Source organism: Stenotrophomonas sp. YJH_SMC_27, from assembly GCF_059369815.1.
In genome coordinates, this window is the sequence record NZ_JCAFTA010000002.1 from 162,744 (window position 1) to 182,468 (window position 19,725).

Genomic DNA, 19,725 nt, shown 5'->3' on the forward strand with positions numbered 1-19,725 from the left:
AAGCAGCCGAGCATGCGCTCGGCTCTACAGGTAGGTCAGGCGATGCGCGCCTCGCGGCGGCGATGCACCCAGTAGTACAACGTGGGCAGTACCAGCAGGGTCAGCAGCATCGCCGACAGCAGGCCGCCGATCACCACCACCGCGAGCGGCTTCTGGGTCTCGGCACCGATCGCATGCGAGGTGGCCATCGGCAGCAGGCCGAACATCGCCAGCAGTGCGGTCATCAGCACCGTGCGCAGGCGCTGCAGCGAACCCTGCACCACGGATTGCAGCAGGTCCATGCCCTGCTCGCGCAGCTGGGCGAAGCGGCTGAGCATCACCACGCCGTACAGCACCGCCTGCCCGAACAATGCAATAAAGCCGATTGCCGCCGACACCGACAGCGGAATGCCGGTCAGCCACAGGGCCAGGATGCCGCCGATCATCGCCAGTGGCACGTTGGCCAGGATCAGCGCGGCGCTGCTGATGTCCTTGAAGGCATCGAACAGCAGCACGAAGATGATCAACACCGACAGCGGAATCACCCAGCCCAGGCGCTTCATCGCACGCTGCTGGTTCTCGAACTCGCCGGACCACTCCAGCCGGTAGCCTTCCGGCAGCTGTACGCTGGCATCCACGCGCTTGCGCATGTCAGCCACCACGCTGCCCATGTCGCGGCCGGCGATGAAGATGCTCACCGCCTTCACCCGCTGTGCGTTCTCGCGCGAGATGTTGATCGCGCCGCTGGCCATGCGGAACTCGGCCACGTCGGACAGCGTCACCGTGTGGCCATCGCCGATGCCCACCGGCACCGTGCGCAGCCGCTGCAGGTCACGATCGGCGTCGTCCAGGCGCAGCGTGATCGGGAACCTGCGGTCGCCCTCCCACAGTTCACCGACCTGGCGCCCGCCCAGTGCGGTCTCGATCACCTCGTCGATGTCGCGCACATTGAGGCCATAGCGCGCAGCACGGTCGCGATCAATTTCGATCTGCAGCTGCGGCAACGATCCGTCACGATCAATGAAGGCACTCTCTACGCCCTCCACGCCACGTACCTGGCCCAGGATCGCCTGCGCCTGCTGGTTCAGCACGTCCAGATCCGAGCCGCTGACCTTGATCACCACCTGGCCCTTGATCTGCGAGATGCTCTCCAGGATGTTGTCGCGCACCGGCTGCGAGATCGAGAACTCCGGCCCCGGAATGCGCTGCTCCAGCGTGCGCTGCAGGTCGCTCACCAGCTGCCGCTTGTCCACGCCTTTCGGCCATTCCTTCTCCGGCTTCAACGCCACCAGCGCCTCGATCTGGTTGGCGCCCTTGGCATCGGAGCCGTCTTCCGGGCGTCCCAGCTTGGCCACCACCGTCGATACCTGCGGGAACGTGCCGACCAGTTCGCGGATGCGCCGCGACTGCTGCTGCGCTTCGGCCAGGCTTGTGCTGGGGTCTAGCGTGGCGGTCAGCCAGATCGAGCCTTCGTCCAGCTCGGGCAGGAACTCCGATCCCAGGCGGGTGCCCAGCGCCAGCGTGCCCACCAGCAGCGCGACTGCGGTCAGTACCACCGCACGCGGGCGGGCCAGTGCGCGCTCCAGGACCGGCCGGTACCAGCCGGTCAGGCGGTCCATCAGCGGATTGCCGTCGCGCATGCGGTCGCTCCGCAGCCACCAGTAGCAGAACAACGGCACCACGGCCAGCGCCAGGATCAGCGCGCCGATCAATGCCGAGGTCACCGAGTACGCCATCGGCGCGAACATGCGGCCTTCCTGGCGCTGCAGGGTGAAGATCGGGATATGCGCGGCGATGATGATCAGCATCGAGAAGAACGTCGGCCGGCCCACTTCCGATGCAGCTGAAAGAACGGTCGAGAACCGTGTCTTACGATCGGCCGCAGGGGGCAGCTTCGACAATCGCGAGACGATGTGCTCGGTCACGATCACCGCGCCATCGATGATGATGCCGAAGTCCATCGCACCCAACGACAGCAGGTTGGCCGGTACGCCCCACAGATGCAGGCCGAGGAAGGTCGACAGCAGCGCCAGCGGCATCATCGCCGCCACGATCAGCGCGGCCCGGGCGTTGTACAGGAACAGCCACAGCACCAGGAACACCAGCACCGCGCCTTCCAGCAGGTTGCGGAACACGGTATTCAGCGTGGTCGAGACCAGCCACGAGCGGTCGTAGAACGGCTCGATGCTGACCCCGGCCGGCAGCTGGTTGGCCTCGATCTCGGCGATGCGCGCATGCAGCGCGTCGAGCACGTCGGACGGGTTCTCGCCCTTGCGCATCAGCACCATGCCGAACACCGCATCGTCGTTGTCGTCCTGGCCGACCAGGCCCTGCCGGGGCAGCCCGGTATCGGCGATGCCGGCCAGGTCACGTACCAGGATCGGCGTTCCCCCGCGTTGCGCCACCACTACGTTGCCGATGTCGGCCGGCGAGCGCATCAGGCCCACGCCACGGATCAGGAACTGCTGCTGGCCGCGTTCCACGTAGCCGCCGCCGGCATTCGAGCTGCCCCTCTCCAGCGCCTCGGCGAACTCACCCAGGCTGATGCCGCGGTCACGCAGCTTGTCCAGGTCCGGCTTGACCTGGAAGGTACGCGCGAAGCCGCCGAAACTGATCACATCGGCCACGCCCGGCACGGTGCGCAGGCTGCGCTCCATCGTCCATTCCTGCACGGTGCGCAGCTGGGTTGGCGTCATGTGCGGGCCTTTCAGCACATAGCGGTAGATCTCACCTACCGCCGAGCTCATCGCCTCCAGTTCCGGGGTCACCCCTTCCGGCAGCTCCACGCCCTGCAGGCGCTCCAGGACCTGCTGGCGTGCGAAGTAGTCATCGGCCTCGTCGTCGAAGGTCAGGATGATCATCGACAGGCCGAACTGCGTATGCGAGAACACCCGCACCGAATGCGGGATGCCGGACAACGCCACCTCCAGTGGCATCGTCACCTCGCGCTCGACCTCTTCGGCGGCACGGCCCGGGTGCAGCGACACCACGGTCACCTGGGTGTCGGACACATCCGGGAAGGCTTCCACCGGCAGTACGCGGAACGCGGCAATGCCGGCACCCATGAACAGCAGCAGTGCCAGCATCACCATCAATGGCTGGCGCAGGCAGTAGGCAATCAGGCGATCGATCATGGGGCGGCGTTCCCCGTGCCGGTGCTGGCGGCGGCCGGTGCGCTGTCCGCCAGCTGCTGCAGCAGCAGGCCGCCTTCTACCACCACCCTGGCGCCTGCGGCCAGGCCCTCACGCACCCACAGCCGGCCATCGCCCAGCTCCTCGGCATGCACCGCGTGACGCACGAAGCGGCCCTTGCCCTCCTCCACGAACACCACCTGCTTGCCGTCGATCAACAACACGGCCGCATCGGGCAGCGAGACACCGCCTTCGGCCGGCAACGCCACCTGGGCGCGCACGTACTGCCCCGCCTTGAAACCGCGTGCGCGGTTGTCCAGCTCGGCGCGCGCCTGCACCACGCGGCGTTCGCTGTCGACGAAGTCATCCACGTGCTGCAGGGTCGCCTGCAGCGGCTGTCCATCGGGCCCGGGCACGCTCACCTGCATGCCCGCCTTCAAACGTCCGGCCAGGCCCTCCGGTACATCCAGCTGCAACCACAGGCGGTCCGGATCGCCAATCACCGCCAATGGCCGTTCGCTGTCGGGGCTGACCGCCATGCCCGGGCTCATCCGCCGCTCCACCAGCACGCCATCGATCGGCGCGCGCAACGGCAGGCGCTGATCGACGTGCTGGCCATTGCCATAGGCCTTGGCGAAGGCGGTGGCACGCGCGTGATCGGCCTGGCTGCCGGCGAAATTGGCCTCGGCCTCGTCCAGTTCGCGCCCCGACGCCACACCTGCCGCATGCAACTCGCGGGTGCGCTCCAGCTCCTTGCGGGCCTGCTGCAGCTGGGCACGGCCGCGCACGCCCTCCGCCTGGGCCTGGCCGAATTCGGGCGAAGTGATCCAGGCGATCACCTGGCCCGCCTTCACTTTCTGCCCCGGCTGTGCCTCGATACGCGCCACCTGCCCCGCCAACGGCGTACGCAGCGCGCTGGAGCGCGTCTCGTCCCAGACCACCCGGCCCGGCAGCTGCAGGCTGGCGCTGGCGCCGGCGGTGACCGCCTCGCTGCGTAGCACGTCCAGCTGGCGGCTACCGGCAGGAAACTGGATCTGGCCAGCACTGACCTTCGGCGCGTCCTCGGTATACGACGCCGGTTCGCGGCCGCAGCCGCCCAGCAGGGCCAGCGCCAGCAAGGCCGGCAGCACGGCCTGTCGCGCCTGCGGTCGATAAGCGACGGTGGACTTCATCGGGACTCTCCTTCAGCAACGGATGTGGCCGCTTCCCAGCGCGCCAGAGCAATGGCATGATCGGCACGCGCTTCAATCAACGCGGCCTCGAACTCGCGCCAGCTGCGGCGCGCATCCAGCAGATCGGTCAGGCTGGCGGCGCCGCGGCGGTAGGCCAGCTCGATGCCCTGCACCGCCCTGCGTGCGGCGTCGGACTGCAGTCCTTCGTAGTCGCTCCGGCGCTGCGCGGCGGACTGGGCGCTGGCCTGCAACTGGTCCAGTTCGGCACGCGCTTCGCGCTGCAGCACCTGCAGCTCCAGCGCGGCGCTGTCACGGTCGGCCTCGGCACGCTGGATCGCGCCGCGTGCACGTGACGGGCCGCCGAGCGGAATGGTCAATGACACTCCCCAAGTGACACCGCTGATGTCGGTCGGCTCGCGCTCGGCCTCCACACCCAGCTGGATGTCGCGATGGCGCTCACTGCGCGCCAGTGCCACACCGGCGTCGGCCGCGGCCAGGCGCGAACGTGCCGCGCGCAGATCGGCACGCTGCTGCGGATCGAACGCACGCACGCTGGCCACGCTGCTGGCCTCCGGCCAAGGATCATCGGCGCTGAGGTCATGGCTGTCGTCGCGGCCGAGCAGCAGCCCCAGCGCATGCCGTGCATCGCGCAGATCCAGGGCCGCCTCGCGCGCCGCATCGGCCACCGCCAGGTCGTCCACTGCCAGCCGCGCGCGGTCGACCGGCGCCATCGCCCCGGTGGCAACCTGCTTGTCCGCCGCCGCCATCTGCTCGGCCGAACTCTGGCGGTTGGCATCGGCAATCTGCGCCCGCTCCTGTGCGCCCTTCAGAGCGAAATAGGCTTCATGCAGTGCCACCTGCTGCCGGCGCCGGGTATCGAGCATGTCCAGCCCGGCCACTTCCAGCAGCGCGTCCGCCTGGCGGATGCGCAATGCGCGCTTGCCGCCGCGCTCCCAGGTCCAGCCCAGGCCCACGGTGCTGTCCACCCGCTTGTCCTGCCAGCGTCCCGAGCCGATGCCATGCTTGGGGCTGATCTTGCTGGTGCCGATCGACAACTCGGTGGCCGGGCGCAACGCCGCCGTCTGCACATCGCCCTGCACGCCGCGCAGCTCCAGTGCCGCCGCACGCAGGTCCGGGTTGTGTGCTTCCATGGCGCGCTGCGCTTCCTGCAGGGACAGCGCCGAAGCGGTGGGCGCGCACAGAAGAGTGGCCAGCACGGCCGCAAAACGAGGGGAGAAATTCATGCACGTCACGGTAAGGTGATGCACTTGCGCCAAACTTGCCCCAACCTTGCACGAAGCTTGCAATGCGAATCCTGCTGATCGAAGACGACGCCGCGCTGGCCGATGGACTGATCCGCGCCCTGCAGGGCGCCGGCCATCTGTGCGACCACCTCTCGCGCGGGCTGCACGCGCCGGCTGCACTGGCCAGCGCGCCGTATGACGTGATGGTGCTCGATCTTTCATTGCCCGACGTCGATGGCCTCGACCTGCTCTCGCGCCTGCGCAACGACGGTGTCACCCTGCCGGTGCTGATCCTGACCGCGCGCGACGGTGTGGAGGACCGCATCCTCGGCCTCGACCGGGGTGGCGACGATTACCTGGCCAAGCCATTTGCACTCGGTGAGCTGGAGGCGCGCCTGCGTGCGCTGTCACGCCGCCGAAGCGACGCACCGGCAAAGAAGCGGCTGGGCCGGTTGTGCTTCGACAGCATCCGCAATGAAGTGCAGGTGGAAGGCCAGCGCATCGAACTGACCGCGCGCGAGCTGTCGCTGGTCGAGGCACTGATGCAGCATCCCGGCCGCACCGTCACCAAGCAGCGTCTGTTCGACGCGCTGTACAGCTGGGATCACGAGGCCAACCTGTCAGTGATCGAAGTGCATGTCAGCCGCCTGCGCCGCAAGCTGGAACAGGCGCGCGCCGGCGTCGGCATCCGCATGCTGCGTGGCCTGGGGTATCGGCTGGAAGCCGGCGGTGACTGAGCGTGTGCACAGCCTGCGTGGCCTGCTGCTGCGCCGCCTGTGGCTGCCCCTGCTGGTGCTGCTGCTGTGCAGCGCGGTCGGTTCATTCACGTTGGCCCGCTTCTATGCCGGGCAGGTCTATGACCGCTGGCTGCTGGACTCGGCGATGTCGTTGTCCGAGCTGGTGACGGTGCAGGACGGCCGCGCGTCCATCGAGATCACCCCGGCGGTGTCGCGCATGTTCACCTGGGACACCGCCGACGAAGTGCATGGCGAAGTGGTCGACGCCGCGGGCGGGCGCCTGTATGGCGACCTGCCCGAAGCGCTGCCCCGCCCCGCGATCGCTGCCGGCAGCGACGATGCCGTCTACTACGACGCGCGCCTGCGTGGGCAGGCCGTGCGCATGGTCGAAGTGGTGGTCAGCGCCGGGCCGGGTCATGACATCCGGCTGCGCGTGGCCGAGACACTGCGCAAGCGGCACCGACTGGAGCGCAAGCTGCTGCTGACCAGCGTTCCGTTCCAGGCTGCGATCCTGGCACTGGCGGCATGGCTGGCCTGGTCCGGTACAGGCGCTGCCGCACGCCATGCCAACCTGGTTGCGCGGAAGCTGGCCAGCCCGCGGCCGGATCCATTGGCGCCGCTGGATCCGGCGCAGGAAGCTCCGCGCGAACTGTGGCCGGCGGTGGAGGCCTACAACGCGCTGCTGCAGCGCCTGGACGCGATGCAGGATGCACAGCGGCGCTTCGTCAGCAATGCCGCGCACCAGCTGCGCACGCCGCTGGCAGCGATGCAGGTGGAGCTTGAGAGTTCATTGCGCCAGCACGATCCGCACGCCCAGCAACTGGCGCTGTCCGGCACGCTGGCCGGGCTGGCGCGGCTGCAGCACCTGGTCAACCAACTGCTGATGCTCAGTCGATCGGAAGATCCACATGGCAGCGCACTGCCGCTGCAGCCGCTGGATCTGGCCGCGCTGGCGCGGGGCGTGGTCGAGCGCTACGCCGACCGTGCGTTGGCGGCCGACGTGGACCTGGGTTACGACGGACCCGACGACGGTGTGCAGGTGCAAGGTGATCCGCAGCTGCTGCGCGAGGCGCTGGGCAACCTGCTGGACAACGCGCTGCGCTACGGCGCCGTGCCCGGCGTGATCACCCTGGGACTACAGCGGGATGCCGAGGGCGTGCAGGTATGGGTGGACGATGACGGTACAGGCATCGCCGAAGCCGAACGCGCGCGCGTCACGGAACGCTTCTATCGGGCGAGCAGCGAGGGCGACGGCTGCGGGCTGGGGCTGGCGATCGTGGCCGAGATCGCGCAGCGGCATGGCGCGACCTTGATGATTGATACCGCCCCGATCGGCGGTGCGCGGGTGGGGTTGCGGTTTCGCTGACCTTTGTCGAATTGCCCTTGTAGAGCCGAGCCCATGCTCGGCTGCCGTTGACGCGATACCTGAGCCGAGCATGGGCTCGGCTCTACAGGTTCAAGGTCAGCCGTGAAGCGTGCCGACCAAGGTCGGCACCTACCAATCATCACCGGCTCATCGCATAGGGCGCCTGCGCGCCCTGCCCCGGCCAATCCTTGTTCGGCTCGGCCTGCATGGTGAAACGCAGCTCGCCACCTGCCAGGATCTCGTCATGGCGCAGGAAGGTGCGCTGCAGCGGCTTGCCGTTGAGGCTCACGTTGCCGACGTAGGTGTGCCTGTCATCCAGCCCATCGGCCACGATGGTGAACGCCTTGCCGTTCGGCAGGCGCATCGCGGTCTTCGGCAGGAACGGGCGGCCGAGGATGTACTCGCCCGAGCCCGGGGCCACCGGATAGAAGCCCAGGGCGGTGAACACGTACCACGCCGACATCTGGCCGACATCATCGTTGCCGGCCAGGCCATCGGGGCGGTCGGCATACTGGGTGTCCATGATCTGCTTCAACCGCGCCTGGGTGCGCCACGGCTGACCTGCATACGAATACAGGTAGGCCACGTGGTGGCTGGGCTCGTTGCCGTGCGCATACCAGCCGATCAGGCCGGTGATGTCTTCCATGTGCTCGAAGATGGACGGATCCACCTTGGCGTTGAATACATCGTCCAGGCGCGCGAGCAGCTTGTCGCTGCCCCCGTGCGCCGCCGCCAGGCCGGCGACGTCCTGCGGCACGTACCACGAGTACTGCCAGGCGTTGCCCTCGGTGTAGTCGGTGCCATAGCCGCTGGCGCTGGGGTCGAACGGCGTACGGAAGCTCCCATCGCGCTTGCGCGCACGCATGAAGCCGGTGTCCTTGTCGAAGGCATTGCGCCAGTTGCCGGCACGCTTGTCGAAGGTCGCCGCGATATCGCCCTTGCCCATCGCCTGCGCCATGCGTGCAATGGTCCAATCATCAAAGGCATATTCCAGCGTCTTGCTGGCGGCCTCGCCTTCCTCGTCGATCGGCACATAGCCCAGCTCGCGGTACTGCGCGATGCCGTCATAGGGGCCGTAATTGGCGGTCTCGACCATCGCCTTCAGTGCCTTGTCGGCATCGAAGCCACGGATGCCCTTCACGTAGGCGTCGGCGATCACCGGCACGGCGTGGTAGCCGATCATGCACCAGTCTTCCAGGCCATGGAACGACCACACCGGCAGCATGCCGTAGGGGCTGTGCTCGTGGTGGGCCAGCATCGAATTGACGAAGTCGCTGTTGCGTTTCTCCGGCTGCACCAGCGTCAGCAACGGATGCAGCGCGCGGTAGGTGTCCCACAGCGAGAACGTCGAGTAGTTCGTGAAGCCATCCGCCTTGTGCACCGCATTGTCCGGCCCGCGGTACTGGCCATCGGCATCCATGAACAGCGTCGGCCCCAGCAGGGTGTGGTACAGCGCGGTATAGGCACTGCGGCGGGCGTGCTCGGGCGCATCGATATCGAGCACCGACAGCGCCTGCGTCCATTCCTGTTTCGCCTGCGCACGCACGCGATCGAAATCAAAGTCGGCCACTTCCGCGTCGAGGTTGGCAATGGCGCCGGCTTCGCTGACCGGCGAGATCGCGACCTTGACCACCAGCGGTGCATCCAGCTTGCCGAATGCGAAGGTACCGACCAGCTGGCGGCCCTCGACCTGTGCGCGCTGCGCTGGATCCTTCTCGCCCGGCGGCGGGAAGCCCTTGTAGACGATGTCCTGCTCGGTGTTGTGCAGCTCATGCCCGGAAAGCGGCCGCGAGAAACGCATCGCGAAGTACAGCTGGCGACCTGGCGCCCAGCCGCGCGTCTCGCGGAAGCCGGTCACCGTACCATCGGCGCGCACCCGCACCCGCGACCACAGCACCTTGCCCGGGTAGTCGTACATGCTGGTGCGCATGTCCAGCAGCACCTTGGCGTCGGCGCCCTTGGGGAAGGCGTAGCGATGCACGCCCACGCGCGCACTGGTGGTCAGCTCGGCGCGCACCTTGTAGTCGTCCAGGGTGACGGCGTAGTAGCCCGGCTCGGCCTTCTCATCGTCATGGCGGAAGCGAGAGGCATAGCCGCTGCCCGGCTTCTCAGGATCGCCACGCTCCAGGCCGGGACTGCCGGTGAACGGCATCAGCAGGATGTCGCCCAGATCGGAATGGCCAGTGCCGGAAAAATGCGTGTGCGAGAAGCCGACGATGCTGCTGTCGTCGTAGCGGTAGCCGGCTGCCCAGCCATAGGCCTTTTCGCGTGGCTGGATGCGTGTGTCCGGGCTGAGCTGGACCATGCCGAACGGCACCGTGGCACCCGGGTAAGTGTGGCCTTCACCACCCGTACCAATGAACGGGTCGACCGAGGCATAGGCCTTGTCGGCGGCGGTTCTGGCAGGCGCGGCCGACGCCAGGCCGGAAGCGAGCATCGCCGTGGCGGCGACAGCGATCAGGAGACGACGGTCCAGCGTGGGCATCGGCATTTGGATCGATTCAGGCGATAGCCGGATCCTAGCACCGGGCCTGTCACGCCGCATGCTGCAGTGCGACTGCCCGGTGTCCCGTACCGGGTTTACTCTTCAACCGGGAAGTGCGCTCTGCAACGACATGAGATCCGCGCTGTCCAAAGGCCTTACCACCCGCGCGATCTCCTCTCCATCGCGCAGCAGCACCACCGTCGGCCACAGCTTCACCTTGAACGCTCGCCCCAATGGCCTTCCCTTGCCATCCTCGATCTTCCAATGCGGCAGATCGTTCGCTTCGACAAAAGCCTGCAACGCGGGCTGCGCGGCCTGGCAATGACCACACCAGGGCGCACCGAACTCCAGCACCTGCCAGCCAGGCTGCGCCGCCACCTCCGCAGAGGTGGGCTCGTTCGCAAGGTGATCACGCATGAACGGCATGAGCGCTACGCCGCCAGTGCCTTCTGGATGTCTTCCAGCGGCGCGTTGGTCAGATCCTTGGCAATATCCCCGAGCAATCGCGCCTGGACCTCTTTATGCAGCAGCGGACGAATGCGGCCCAGCGTGGTCGGGTCGGCGATCAATACCAGGTGCGCATAGCGGTTCTTCAAGGCATCTTCGTTGAGCTGTTCGGCCACCTGCTTGGCGAACGTGGCCTCATTGAGCTGCGAGACCGACATGTCCTTCGGCACGGCACCCGCAGGCCCCTGCCCGGATACACCCTGCTCGCTGATGTCCTGCAGGCGCAGTTCGCCTTCCTGCTTCAGGGTCAACTGGTGGTTGCTGCCCACGTTGGTGAACACCCGCGCCGAACCACCGTCGGCTACCACGATCAGGGTTCCTTCGGGAATCGTCCGCGCCATTGCATCCTCCATCAATCCGGAAAGTGGGTGTGCGCTCCACCTTATGCACGCCGATGTCACCAGAGCGGGTACAGGATGTGATCCCGTCATCGCAATCTGCAATCAGCGCTAAATTTGTCCGCCTGCCTGCCGCTATGGCCTCCATCATCGCGAGGAACCTCTGTGTACGCTGGCTCACTGTTCCACGTCTGCTTTGCCACCAGCCTGGCCATTGCCGGCTGTGCCGGTTGCATCCACCAGTTCCTGCAGGGCCAACCGTTCTTCGCCCTGGCCATCATGCTCTCGGTGCTCACCATGATCGGCGCCGCACTGGTCACGCGGAAACTGGCACTGCCGGGCGCCTTGGCGATGGCCTGCACGGTGTTCGGTTTGGTGGCGAAGTCGGCCTGAGCCTTCTGAACAGGCGAGGTGGAACACAGCGTGCAGATCGGCCTGCTTCGCTGCATGCTCACGCCGATGCCGTTATGATGAAAGGATGATCGACACGACCCACTACGTGACGGGCGCACCTGTTACGTGGGAAGCACTGCCGACCGGCGCTTCGCTTGCCACGAATGCTCCCGCCCTGCATTTCCATCGCCTCGCGCTGGATCCCGGCGGATGACGCCAGCAGGCGCTCTGCCTGCACCCCTACGCTGATGTGATACCTGGCCGCTGACTGCTCGGCCGCTGTGATTCCGTTTTCGCGTCTCCGCCCCTGCGGCGGCGCTTTGCCGTGCGCGTGGCGTTGCGCCTGCACACATTCCCCGGCCCCCACGCCGCCTTCCGATGCCCCTGCGCCACTTGCGCCTGCATCGCCGTTTCCGATTTCCGGGATACACCACAGCACCCATTCCCCTATTCCATACCTACAAGGGAGCCCCTATGCAGGACACGCCCGATTCCCATGCCCACTTCGGCTGGTTCAAACGCCGCCGCCACCTGAAGGTCGATGAGATCACCGTCGTCGACAAGCCCATGCTCAAGCGCGCCGTGGGCGCCGCCGCACTTGGCAATGCCATGGAGTGGTTCGACTTCGGTGTCTACGGCTATCTGGCCGTCACCATCGGCCAGGTGTTCTTCCCGTCCAGCAACCCAACGGCACAGGTGATCGCCGCCTTCGCCACCTTCACCGTGGCATTCCTGGTGCGTCCACTCGGCGGCCTGGTGTTCGGCCCGCTCGGCGACCGTTATGGGCGCCAGAAAGTGCTGGCGTTCACCATGATCCTGATGGCGCTGGGCACGTTCTCGATCGGCTTGATTCCCTCCTACGAGCGCATCGGCATCTGGGCACCGGTGCTGTTGCTGCTGGCACGTGTGGTGCAGGGATTCTCCACCGGCGGCGAGTACGGCGGTGCGGCCACCTTCATCGCCGAGTATTCCACCGACCGCAACCGCGGCCTGATGGGCAGCTGGCTGGAGTTCGGCACGCTGGGCGGCTACATCGCCGGCGCCGGAACCGTGACCGCGCTCCACATGCTGTTGAGCAGCGGACAGATGCTGGACTGGGGCTGGCGCATTCCATTCCTGGTGGCCGGCCCGCTGGGCCTGCTCGGCCTGTACATGCGCATGAAACTGGAGGAAACGCCGGCCTTCCGCGCCTTCGCCGAGGAAGCCGAGAAGCGCGAGCACGACCGGCCCGGGCTCGCCGCGCTGATCCAGGTACATGGCCGCCAGTTGCTGGTCTGCATGGGCCTGGTGCTGGTGTTCAACGTGACCGACTACATGCTGCTGACCTACATGCCCAGCTACCTCAGCGTCACCATGGGCTATGCCGAGAGCAAGGGCCTGCTGCTGATCATCATCGTGATGCTGGTGATGATGCCGCTGAACATCGTCGGCGGATTGTTCAGTGACAAGCTTGGCCGTCGCCCGATGATCATCGGTGCCTGCATCGCGCTGCTGGTGCTGGCCGTACCCTGCCTGCTGCTGCTCGGCAGCGGCAACGACTGGCTGATCTTCCTCGGCCTGATGCTGCTGGGCCTGGCACTGGTGTGCTTCACCAGCTCGATGCCGTCCACGCTGCCGGCGCTGTTCTATACCCCGGTGCGCTACAGCGCACTGTCGATCGCCTTCAATGTGTCGGTGTCGCTGTTCGGTGGCACCACGCCACTGGTGACCGCATGGCTGGTGGAACGTACCGGCGATCCGCTGGTGCCGGCCTACTACCTGATGGGCGCGGCAGTGATCGGCCTGGTCACCATGCTGTTCGTGAAGGAGACCGCTGGCCTGCCGCTGCGCGGTTCACCGCCGGCGGTCGGCAGCGACAAGGAAGCCGCCGCACTGCTGAAGAGCGATGTGCCGGTGACGGTGGACCCGAGCCTGCCGCCACTGCCGGAGACTGCGGAGCCTGAGCAGGTAAAGCCGGCCTGAGGCTCGGCGAAGCCGGCGTTGTTGTACGGCCAAGCCCGCGCGCGGCTGCCTTTCGAGGGATCAGCCGAGCGTGGGCTCGGCTCTACAACGTACGCGCCCTCAATCGCGCGCAGCGTTCAACTCCATCGCACGCATCACGATGGGTTTGGCCCAGTCCGGCGTGTGCAGCAGCTCGGCCACCGAGGCCGGGTACTGCAGCTGGCCGTGCGCCATCGCCAGCACCGGCAGCGGCTCGACGCAGCCGTCGGCGCCGGCGGGAGCGCTGTTGTCGTAGACATGCAGCTCGGCCAGGTGTGGCAGCAGTTCCAGCAGGTTCTCGCGCGCCGAATCGAAGCGGGCGTGGATCTTCTCCACCGGAATGTCGTGGCCGCCGGCGGCCACCCGCGCTGCAACACGGGCAATGTGCAGGTCCACCGTGGCCAGGCCACAGAACCAGATCGCGACGTGATGGTGCTCGCAGGCCTCGCGCAGCAGGCGCGGAATGGTGTTGCCGCCCAGCGTGGTCTCGAAGGCGAAGTCCGTGCCATCGGCCATGGCCTGGCGCAGGCGGCGGGTGCCTTCCTGCCAGGCCTCGGCATTGGCGTCGGGCAGCGGCCAGCCCGCCTCTACCAGGCGGCGGGTGAACGAATCGGGGTTGAACCAGCCCAGCCCTTCGGCTTCCAGCCAGGTTCCCAGCAGCGAACTCTTGCCGGCGCCGTTGACGCCGGCCAGCACCAGGATCCGCCCCATCGGTCAGAGCGGACGGCCGAGGGTGACCTTGCGGCCGCGGCGGATCGGCTGGCCCAGCACCTTGCCCAGCCCCTCACCGCGCTGCAGGCCAGCCAGGGTCTGGTCGAATTCGCCGCGCAGGCGCAGCAGTTCTTCACTGCGCTCACCGGCATCGCTGCCGGCAGCCTTGGCCAACAGCTCCTGGTAGGTGCGGATATCCACGATCACCGCTTCGGGGTGGTTGTGGTTGGTGATGACCAGCGCCTGCTTCTCACGCACGGTACGCATCAGGCTCGGCCAGCCCCTGGTCTTCACAGACGAGGCCGGGGCCTTCTCAAGTCCAGGCAGATCCAGTGGCAGGGTCATGGCACGGCTCCAGGCAGAAGTGGATAATGTCCACTATACCCAATTTGGCCAAATTGGATATAAATGCCGTTTCACGCGCCGGAGCCGGTCTGTGGCGCATCGGTCTGCAGCAGGCTGTCACGCTCGCGCAGTGGGAAGCGGATCCAGGCATCCAGCCCCTGCGGATCGAAGTGCAGTTCACCACTGCCGGCCAGCTCATAGGGCACGCGCTGCTCGATCAGCGCACGGCCCAGGCCGCGCTGGCGCGGCAGCTCCCAGTCTTCCACGGCGGCATGGCGTTCACACCAGTGCAGGCCCAGCCATGGCTGTCCGTCCTGCACCTGCAGGTGCCAGGACACGTCGATCCGGCCATCCTCATGGGTCAGCGCACCATGCCGCAGGGCGTTGGTCGCCAATTCGTGGATCGCCAGGGACAGCACTTCGGCCGCCTTCGGTGGCAGCAGCACATCCTCGCCCTGCAGGCGATAGGCGGCAGTGACCGGCGTCTGCGCTGCGATCTCCTCATCGAGCATGCCACGCAGGCAGACCCCGGCATTGGCGCCACGGGTAAGCAGGCTCTGCGTGCGCGCCAGCGACATCAATCGTCCGCACAACCGTTCCGCGTAATCATCCACACTGCTGACCGACTCACGGGTCCGCCAGGCAATGGCATGGATGGTCGACATGATGTTGCGCACCCGGTGCTGCAGTTCGGCCAGCAGTACCGATTGGCGCTCGGTGGCACGCTTGAGATCGTCGATGTCCACAGCGATGGCAAATACGCCCGTCACCTCGCCGTCTGCATCGCGCAGCGGCGCGGCGGCCACACGGGTCCAGCGCGCGCGCCCGTCGTCATGCTTGAACTGGAACTCCAGCCCGGGCACTACCGTCTCACCGCGCAAGGCCCTGGCTATGGCGAAATCCCTGGGTTCGATGCGCGAGCCGTCGGGGTGCCATCCCTGCCAGCGGTGGTGGTTGGGCAGATCCGTGGAGGGCACCTTGCCGGTGGGAAGGTAGGTGCGCATCTGGTCGTTGGAGAGCTGCAGGCACCCCTCGGCATCGACGATGCAGACGCCCACCGGCAGTACCTTGAAGGCCAATGCCAGGCGGCGGTCCGCCTCCCGCCGCTTCTGCTCTTCGCGTTCGCGGGCCGACTGGGCCACATGCGCCGCCGTCGTCTCGAACATGGTGACCAGCACGCCGCTGACGCGCCCCTCTTCGCCACGGATGGGGCTGTAGGTAATGGTGAACCACACATCCTCCAACCGCCCGCGGCGCGCGAGGGGATAGAGTTTGTCCTCGTAAGTGATGGTTTCGCCCTGCCAGACGCGCTGGTAGATCGGCCCGTTGATATGCCACACCTCGGGCCAGCATTCACGGGTCGGCTGGCCGAGTCCGCCGGGATGCTTGTCGGCCAGGATCTCGGCATAGCCATCGTTGTAGAGCTGCACCAGCTGCTCGCCCCACAGCACGATCATCGGGAAACCATGCGCCAGCATCAGGTCGACGGTGGCGCGCAGGTGTGGCGGCCACCGCTCATACGCTCCCAGCGGCGTGGATGACCAGTCATGGCGGGCGATGCGCGCAGCCATGCCATCGTGGCGCCCGTGCGGGTGCGCTGCAGGTGGCATGCCGCCACGCAGCTCGGTGGCGCGGATGCCTTCAGGACGGCGCGACATGCCGCGCGATCAGGCGATGCCCGCAGAGACCTGCGGCGTCGCCACCAGCCCGGCCAGCTGCTGCACCAGGGCTTCAATGTGATACGGCTTGGTACAGCGCGGCGCGCTGGCGAAGCGGCTTGGCAGGTTGTCGTCGTAGCCGGAGGTCAGCAGGAACGGGGTGCCGGCCTCGGCCAGCCGGTCGGCCAGCGGATAGACCTGTTCGCCGCCCAGATTGATGTCCAGCAGCGCCACATCGATGGGATGGGTATCGACCAGCTGCCCCAACGCCTGCAGGTCACCGGCAGGCCCCACCACCTGTGCGCCTTTCAGCTCCAGATAGTCGACCAGGAACATCGCGATGGCGAATTCATCCTCCGCCACCAGTACACGCAGCCCTTTCAGGCCCTCTGGTTTGTTGCCCGCTTCCAGCACGACCGGCGCTCCTCGATACACGCGGCCCACCTCTGCCGCAACGCCCGCAGGATGCGCGAACCGGGCTACAAGAGCGCGTGATGATGGATGAAGGTCGCGGCCACGGCGCGTTCACCGCGGCATTGCAACGCCGCGTTCAGAAGGCCCGTTCCCACTTCAGGCTGAGCAGGCTGCGGTCGTGGCTGTACAGCCAGCCGACGTTGCTGTCGATGCGCGCGTGGCGCAGGCTCAGGCTGGGTACCAGCCCGGCCACGGCCAGGCGCTCGCTGCGGACGATGGCGATCAGGTTCTGTTCGTCGTCCTGCCTGCGCGCCTCCAGCAACGGACTCCAGGCGTCGTAGTCGCGGTGGCGCAGCGACACGAATACGGTTGCGGTGGTGCCCGTCCACTGGCGCGCCGCCCCCAGGCGCAGGCCATGCTGGCGGTAACCGTTGGCCGGGTCGGCGGCGCTGCTGCCAGTGACATCCAGCCCGGCGAAGACCGTCCAGCGCGGGTTGAGCGCGCGGAACCAGGTGGCATACGCCGATGCCAGCTCGCCGTCGTAGTTGCTGGCCAGGCCCTGCTGGCGATAGCGCTGGCGCTTCCAGTCGGCCTCCAGCTTGAGCAGGCTGCGCGCGTCCAGGGCGTACTGCCATTCCGCGTGCACGCCACTGCCGCCCTGCAGCGCCTGGTTACCCAGGCCCTGGTAGTCATGGCTGGGGGCGAGCAGCACGGTCTGCCGCGCGCTGCGCCAGCTGTAACCCACCTGTACGTTGGCATTGAGCTCGTTGTACGCACTGTGCCCGCGCCATGTCTGACCAAAGGCGAGACCGCGCACGTACAGCCCATGATGCCCGCTGAGCACCCAGCGCCGTTCCAGGCTGGCGTCGTAGTCAAGACCAGGCGCGCGCTGGGCGTCGGGCAGCTTCCGTTCGATGATGCAGGCGTCGCCCACGCCGAACAGGCAGGTGCGGCTGGCCGAGCTGCGGTTGATGTTGTCACTCCATGCCGGGCCGGCGGACAGCGCGCCTTTCCAGCGCTGGCGCGCGTGCAGGGCACCCAGGTAGCCGTCCACGCGCGCGCGGACGCCGGCCGTGGCCGGATCATCGGCATTGATGCCTGCAGCGATGGCCGTGAACAGCGCGACCGCATCGCGATCGCGCTGATCTTCCGCATAGACACGCGCCAGCTCGAGGCGGGCTGGCAGAAAATCCGGCTGCGCAGCCAGCAGGGCTTCGTACTCCTTCGCCGCGCGACGATGGTTGCCGGCCACCCGTGCCAGCGCTCCCTGCGCATGGTGGCGCAGCAGGGGGTCATGCCCAGGCAGTTCGATGTACTCGTCGAGAAACGCAGCGGCGGCCTGCCATTGCTGATGCTGCAGAGACAGGTAGAGAGCCTGGCCCAGATCATCGACGGTGCGCTCCACGCGCAGCGTCTGGCCGTCGATGGTGATGGTTGGCCGCTCCGACTCGGCCTGCTGCAGGCACTGCTGGTCCTGCTGCTGGTGGCGCAGCTCAGTGCCCTGTTCAAGCACGCGTCGAAGATCGTCCTGCTGGGCGCACACCTCGGTGGCGGCCAACAGCAGTACGACAAGGAAGATGGAATGGCGCATGGTCGATCCGTGGTGATGCATGCAGCGGGCCGAAGCAGGGACTGGCGGATCGCGGCTTGTCCCTGCCCTGCCCCGTCAGGGGCGTGGCGATCAGTTCTTGCTGCCGCCGAAGGCGGTGTCGTACTGGCTGTTGCCGCTGAAGGTGGCGATACCGGCCAGGGTGGCCGCGTTGGCGCCGAAGAACTGGCCCTGGGTGGTGCCGGCAACGCTGCCGTTGGCGGTGGCGGTGCCGGCGAACGAGGCGTTGGCGCTGTTGATGTTGGCGTTGACGTTGATCGACAGGCCGCCACCGCTCAGGCCACCGAGCAGGGTGCCATTGCCGAAGTTGGCGCGGAACGTACCCGACAGCAGGTTGCTGCCATTGAACTTGTTCAGGCCTGCCACGCTGTAGGTGGCCACGCCGGCCGGCAGCGTGGTGCCGGCACGGTCACCGACGAAATAGACCTGGCGGTTGTTGAAGCCACCAGCGGCGCCATCCTTGGACCACTCGCCGAACCACACATCGCCGCTGCCGACCTTCACGAAGTTGAAGTGGCCCATGCCGGAATGGCTGCCAGGGGTACCGGTGATCGGCATGGCCAGCGTGCGTACGGTGACACCATTGACGGTGGTCGGGGCCGAGTAGGCCGCCAGGCCCTGGAAATCGACCGGCTTGGCATTGGACACGGTGCCAACGCCGATACCGGCCTTGCCGGCCGAGTGCGGGCCGCCGTTGACTTCCGACGCACCCACCTTGACGTACAGCTGCGCATCGGTCGCCGGGCTGGCAGCGCCGACGATGTCGGCCGCCTGCGCAGTGCCGGCCAGGGCCAGTGCAGCGGCGACGGCCAACAGGGAACGGTTGATCATTTTCATGGTATTGCTCCTTGGGTTGAGGGAACTACGGGTACAACACAAAAAGGAACGGCGGCGGATCAGTTGCGCTGACCGCCGAAGGACGTATCGAACTGGCTGTTGCCGGCAAAGGTTGCGATGCCGGTCACCGCACTGGCACCGGCGCCGAAGAACTGGCCGCTGCTGGTACCGATGATCGAACCATTGGCGATGGCCGAACCGCTGAACGCACCGGTGGCGCGATCCAGCGTGCCGCTCGCGGCGAGCCTGTATCCGGTCCCGACCAGGCCGGCGGTGACGGTGCCGGTATCGAAATTCGCCCGCAGTGCACCTTCCAACACGCCGCTGCCATCAAAGCGGTTGATGCCAGCCAAGGTGTAGGTCACGATGCCTGCTGGCAGCGAAGTACCGGCACGGTCACCGACGAAGAACACCTGGCGGTGATTGAAGCCCGCCTGCGCGCCGCTGGATGACCATTCACCGAACCAGACATCTGCATTGCCCACCTGCACGAAGCTGAAGTGGCCCACGCCAGCGGTGGCGAACGGCAGGCCTGCGTCCGGGCCCAGCGTGCGGACCGTGGTTGCGCCACGCACCACCGTGGTGGCGTAGGGCACAAGGCTGGCCACGTCCACTCGCGCCGCGTTGGCATACGGCCCCAACGAAATGCCTGCGCGACCGGAACGGTGCGGACCGGCATTGAGTGTCGATTCGCCTGCGTTGATGTAATGGACGCCGTCCTGGGCCGGGCTCTGCCCGCCAGCGATGTCGGCAGCCATGACCGGCATGGAAGCCAGCAGGCCGATCGAAAGTACAAGGGTGCGGGGCTGTTTCACGGTT

General features: G+C 67.0%; 18 protein-coding genes. 5 read left to right on the forward strand and 13 right to left on the reverse strand.

Annotated features, from left to right (window positions below):
• Positions 1-35 precede the first annotated feature (35 nt).
• Genes AC5P7R_RS04320 through AC5P7R_RS04330 form a run of 3 tightly spaced genes read right to left on the reverse strand, consistent with a single transcriptional unit; the run spans position 36 to position 5,526 of the window.
• On the reverse strand, positions 36-3,113 hold the full coding sequence (locus tag AC5P7R_RS04320; RefSeq protein ID WP_495213771.1) for an efflux RND transporter permease subunit: 3,078 nt from the start codon (positions 3,111-3,113) through the stop codon (positions 36-38).
• The gene (locus tag AC5P7R_RS04325) at positions 3,110-4,282 is read right to left on the reverse strand and encodes an efflux RND transporter periplasmic adaptor subunit (RefSeq protein WP_134729081.1); all 1,173 of its coding nucleotides are present in this window, start codon (positions 4,280-4,282) and stop codon (positions 3,110-3,112) included. The genes AC5P7R_RS04320 and AC5P7R_RS04325 overlap by 4 nt, the downstream gene beginning before the upstream one ends.
• Positions 4,279-5,526 (reverse strand): TolC family protein, encoded by a 1,248-nt coding sequence (locus tag AC5P7R_RS04330; RefSeq protein ID WP_134729079.1) that lies wholly within the window; start codon positions 5,524-5,526, stop codon positions 4,279-4,281. Before AC5P7R_RS04330 ends, AC5P7R_RS04325 begins: the two co-directional genes overlap by 4 nt.
• 62 nt (positions 5,527-5,588) lie before the next feature.
• Between AC5P7R_RS04330 and AC5P7R_RS04335 the strand changes: the two genes are divergently transcribed.
• Together AC5P7R_RS04335 and AC5P7R_RS04340 are read left to right on the forward strand one after the other, a co-directional pair.
• Complete coding sequence (locus AC5P7R_RS04335; RefSeq protein ID WP_111098529.1) at positions 5,589-6,263, forward strand: response regulator; 675 nt, start codon at positions 5,589-5,591, stop codon at positions 6,261-6,263.
• Positions 6,256-7,629 carry a sensor histidine kinase gene (locus AC5P7R_RS04340; protein ID WP_134729077.1) on the forward strand — a complete coding sequence of 458 codons (1,374 nt, stop codon included), beginning with the start codon at positions 6,256-6,258 and terminating at the stop codon, positions 7,627-7,629. The genes AC5P7R_RS04335 and AC5P7R_RS04340 overlap by 8 nt, the downstream gene beginning before the upstream one ends.
• A 139-nt stretch (positions 7,630-7,768) precedes the next feature.
• Here the strand turns inward: AC5P7R_RS04340 and AC5P7R_RS04345 are convergent, their stop codons facing one another.
• The 3 genes from AC5P7R_RS04345 to AC5P7R_RS04355 form a co-directional block, all read right to left on the reverse strand.
• On the reverse strand, positions 7,769-10,120 hold the full coding sequence (locus AC5P7R_RS04345) for a GH92 family glycosyl hydrolase (RefSeq protein WP_227854207.1): 2,352 nt from the start codon (positions 10,118-10,120) through the stop codon (positions 7,769-7,771).
• A 96-nt stretch (positions 10,121-10,216) separates the two neighbouring features.
• A complete protein-coding gene (locus AC5P7R_RS04350) occupies positions 10,217-10,540 on the reverse strand; it encodes a thioredoxin family protein (protein WP_019659840.1) in 324 nt (107 codons plus the stop codon).
• A 5-nt stretch (positions 10,541-10,545) separates the two neighbouring features.
• Complete coding sequence (locus AC5P7R_RS04355; protein WP_019337746.1) at positions 10,546-10,962, reverse strand: baeRF12 domain-containing protein; 417 nt, start codon at positions 10,960-10,962, stop codon at positions 10,546-10,548.
• A 162-nt stretch (positions 10,963-11,124) separates the two neighbouring features.
• Here AC5P7R_RS04355 and AC5P7R_RS04360 point away from each other — a divergent pair, with 162 nt between their 5' ends.
• From AC5P7R_RS04360 to proP, 3 genes are all read left to right on the forward strand, one after another.
• The gene (locus tag AC5P7R_RS04360; protein ID WP_019337747.1) at positions 11,125-11,352 is read left to right on the forward strand and encodes a hypothetical protein; all 228 of its coding nucleotides are present in this window, start codon (positions 11,125-11,127) and stop codon (positions 11,350-11,352) included.
• Positions 11,353-11,437: 85 nt separating this feature from the next.
• Positions 11,438-11,566 carry a hypothetical protein gene (locus tag AC5P7R_RS04365; protein WP_256202341.1) on the forward strand — a complete coding sequence of 43 codons (129 nt, stop codon included), beginning with the start codon at positions 11,438-11,440 and terminating at the stop codon, positions 11,564-11,566.
• 260 nt (positions 11,567-11,826) lie between these two features.
• Positions 11,827-13,314: a glycine betaine/L-proline transporter ProP gene (gene proP / locus AC5P7R_RS04370; RefSeq protein ID WP_021202299.1), complete on the forward strand. Its 1,488-nt coding sequence runs from the start codon at positions 11,827-11,829 to the stop codon at positions 13,312-13,314.
• 99 nt (positions 13,315-13,413) lie between these two features.
• Here the strand turns inward: proP and AC5P7R_RS04375 are convergent, their stop codons facing one another.
• From AC5P7R_RS04375 to AC5P7R_RS04405, 7 genes are all read right to left on the reverse strand, one after another.
• Entirely contained in the window at positions 13,414-14,043 is a 630-nt protein-coding gene (locus AC5P7R_RS04375) for an ATPase (RefSeq protein ID WP_021202298.1), read from the reverse strand.
• 3 nt (positions 14,044-14,046) lie between these two features.
• A complete protein-coding gene (locus AC5P7R_RS04380; RefSeq protein ID WP_010485378.1) occupies positions 14,047-14,388 on the reverse strand; it encodes a type II toxin-antitoxin system prevent-host-death family antitoxin in 342 nt (113 codons plus the stop codon).
• Positions 14,389-14,459: 71 nt separating this feature from the next.
• Positions 14,460-16,046, reverse strand: coding sequence for a sensor histidine kinase (locus tag AC5P7R_RS04385; protein WP_021202297.1), 1,587 nt, complete (start codon positions 16,044-16,046; stop codon positions 14,460-14,462).
• A 9-nt stretch (positions 16,047-16,055) separates the two neighbouring features.
• Entirely contained in the window at positions 16,056-16,460 is a 405-nt protein-coding gene (locus AC5P7R_RS04390) for a response regulator (RefSeq protein WP_019659844.1), read from the reverse strand.
• A gap of 136 nt (positions 16,461-16,596) precedes the next feature.
• Complete coding sequence (locus AC5P7R_RS04395) at positions 16,597-18,051, reverse strand: porin family protein (RefSeq protein ID WP_227853847.1); 1,455 nt, start codon at positions 18,049-18,051, stop codon at positions 16,597-16,599.
• Positions 18,052-18,141: 90 nt separating this feature from the next.
• On the reverse strand, positions 18,142-18,906 hold the full coding sequence (locus AC5P7R_RS04400; RefSeq protein WP_019659846.1) for a Slam-dependent surface lipoprotein: 765 nt from the start codon (positions 18,904-18,906) through the stop codon (positions 18,142-18,144).
• A gap of 59 nt (positions 18,907-18,965) precedes the next feature.
• Positions 18,966-19,721 (reverse strand): Slam-dependent surface lipoprotein, encoded by a 756-nt coding sequence (locus AC5P7R_RS04405; RefSeq protein ID WP_021202293.1) that lies wholly within the window; start codon positions 19,719-19,721, stop codon positions 18,966-18,968.
• Positions 19,722-19,725 lie beyond the last annotated feature (4 nt).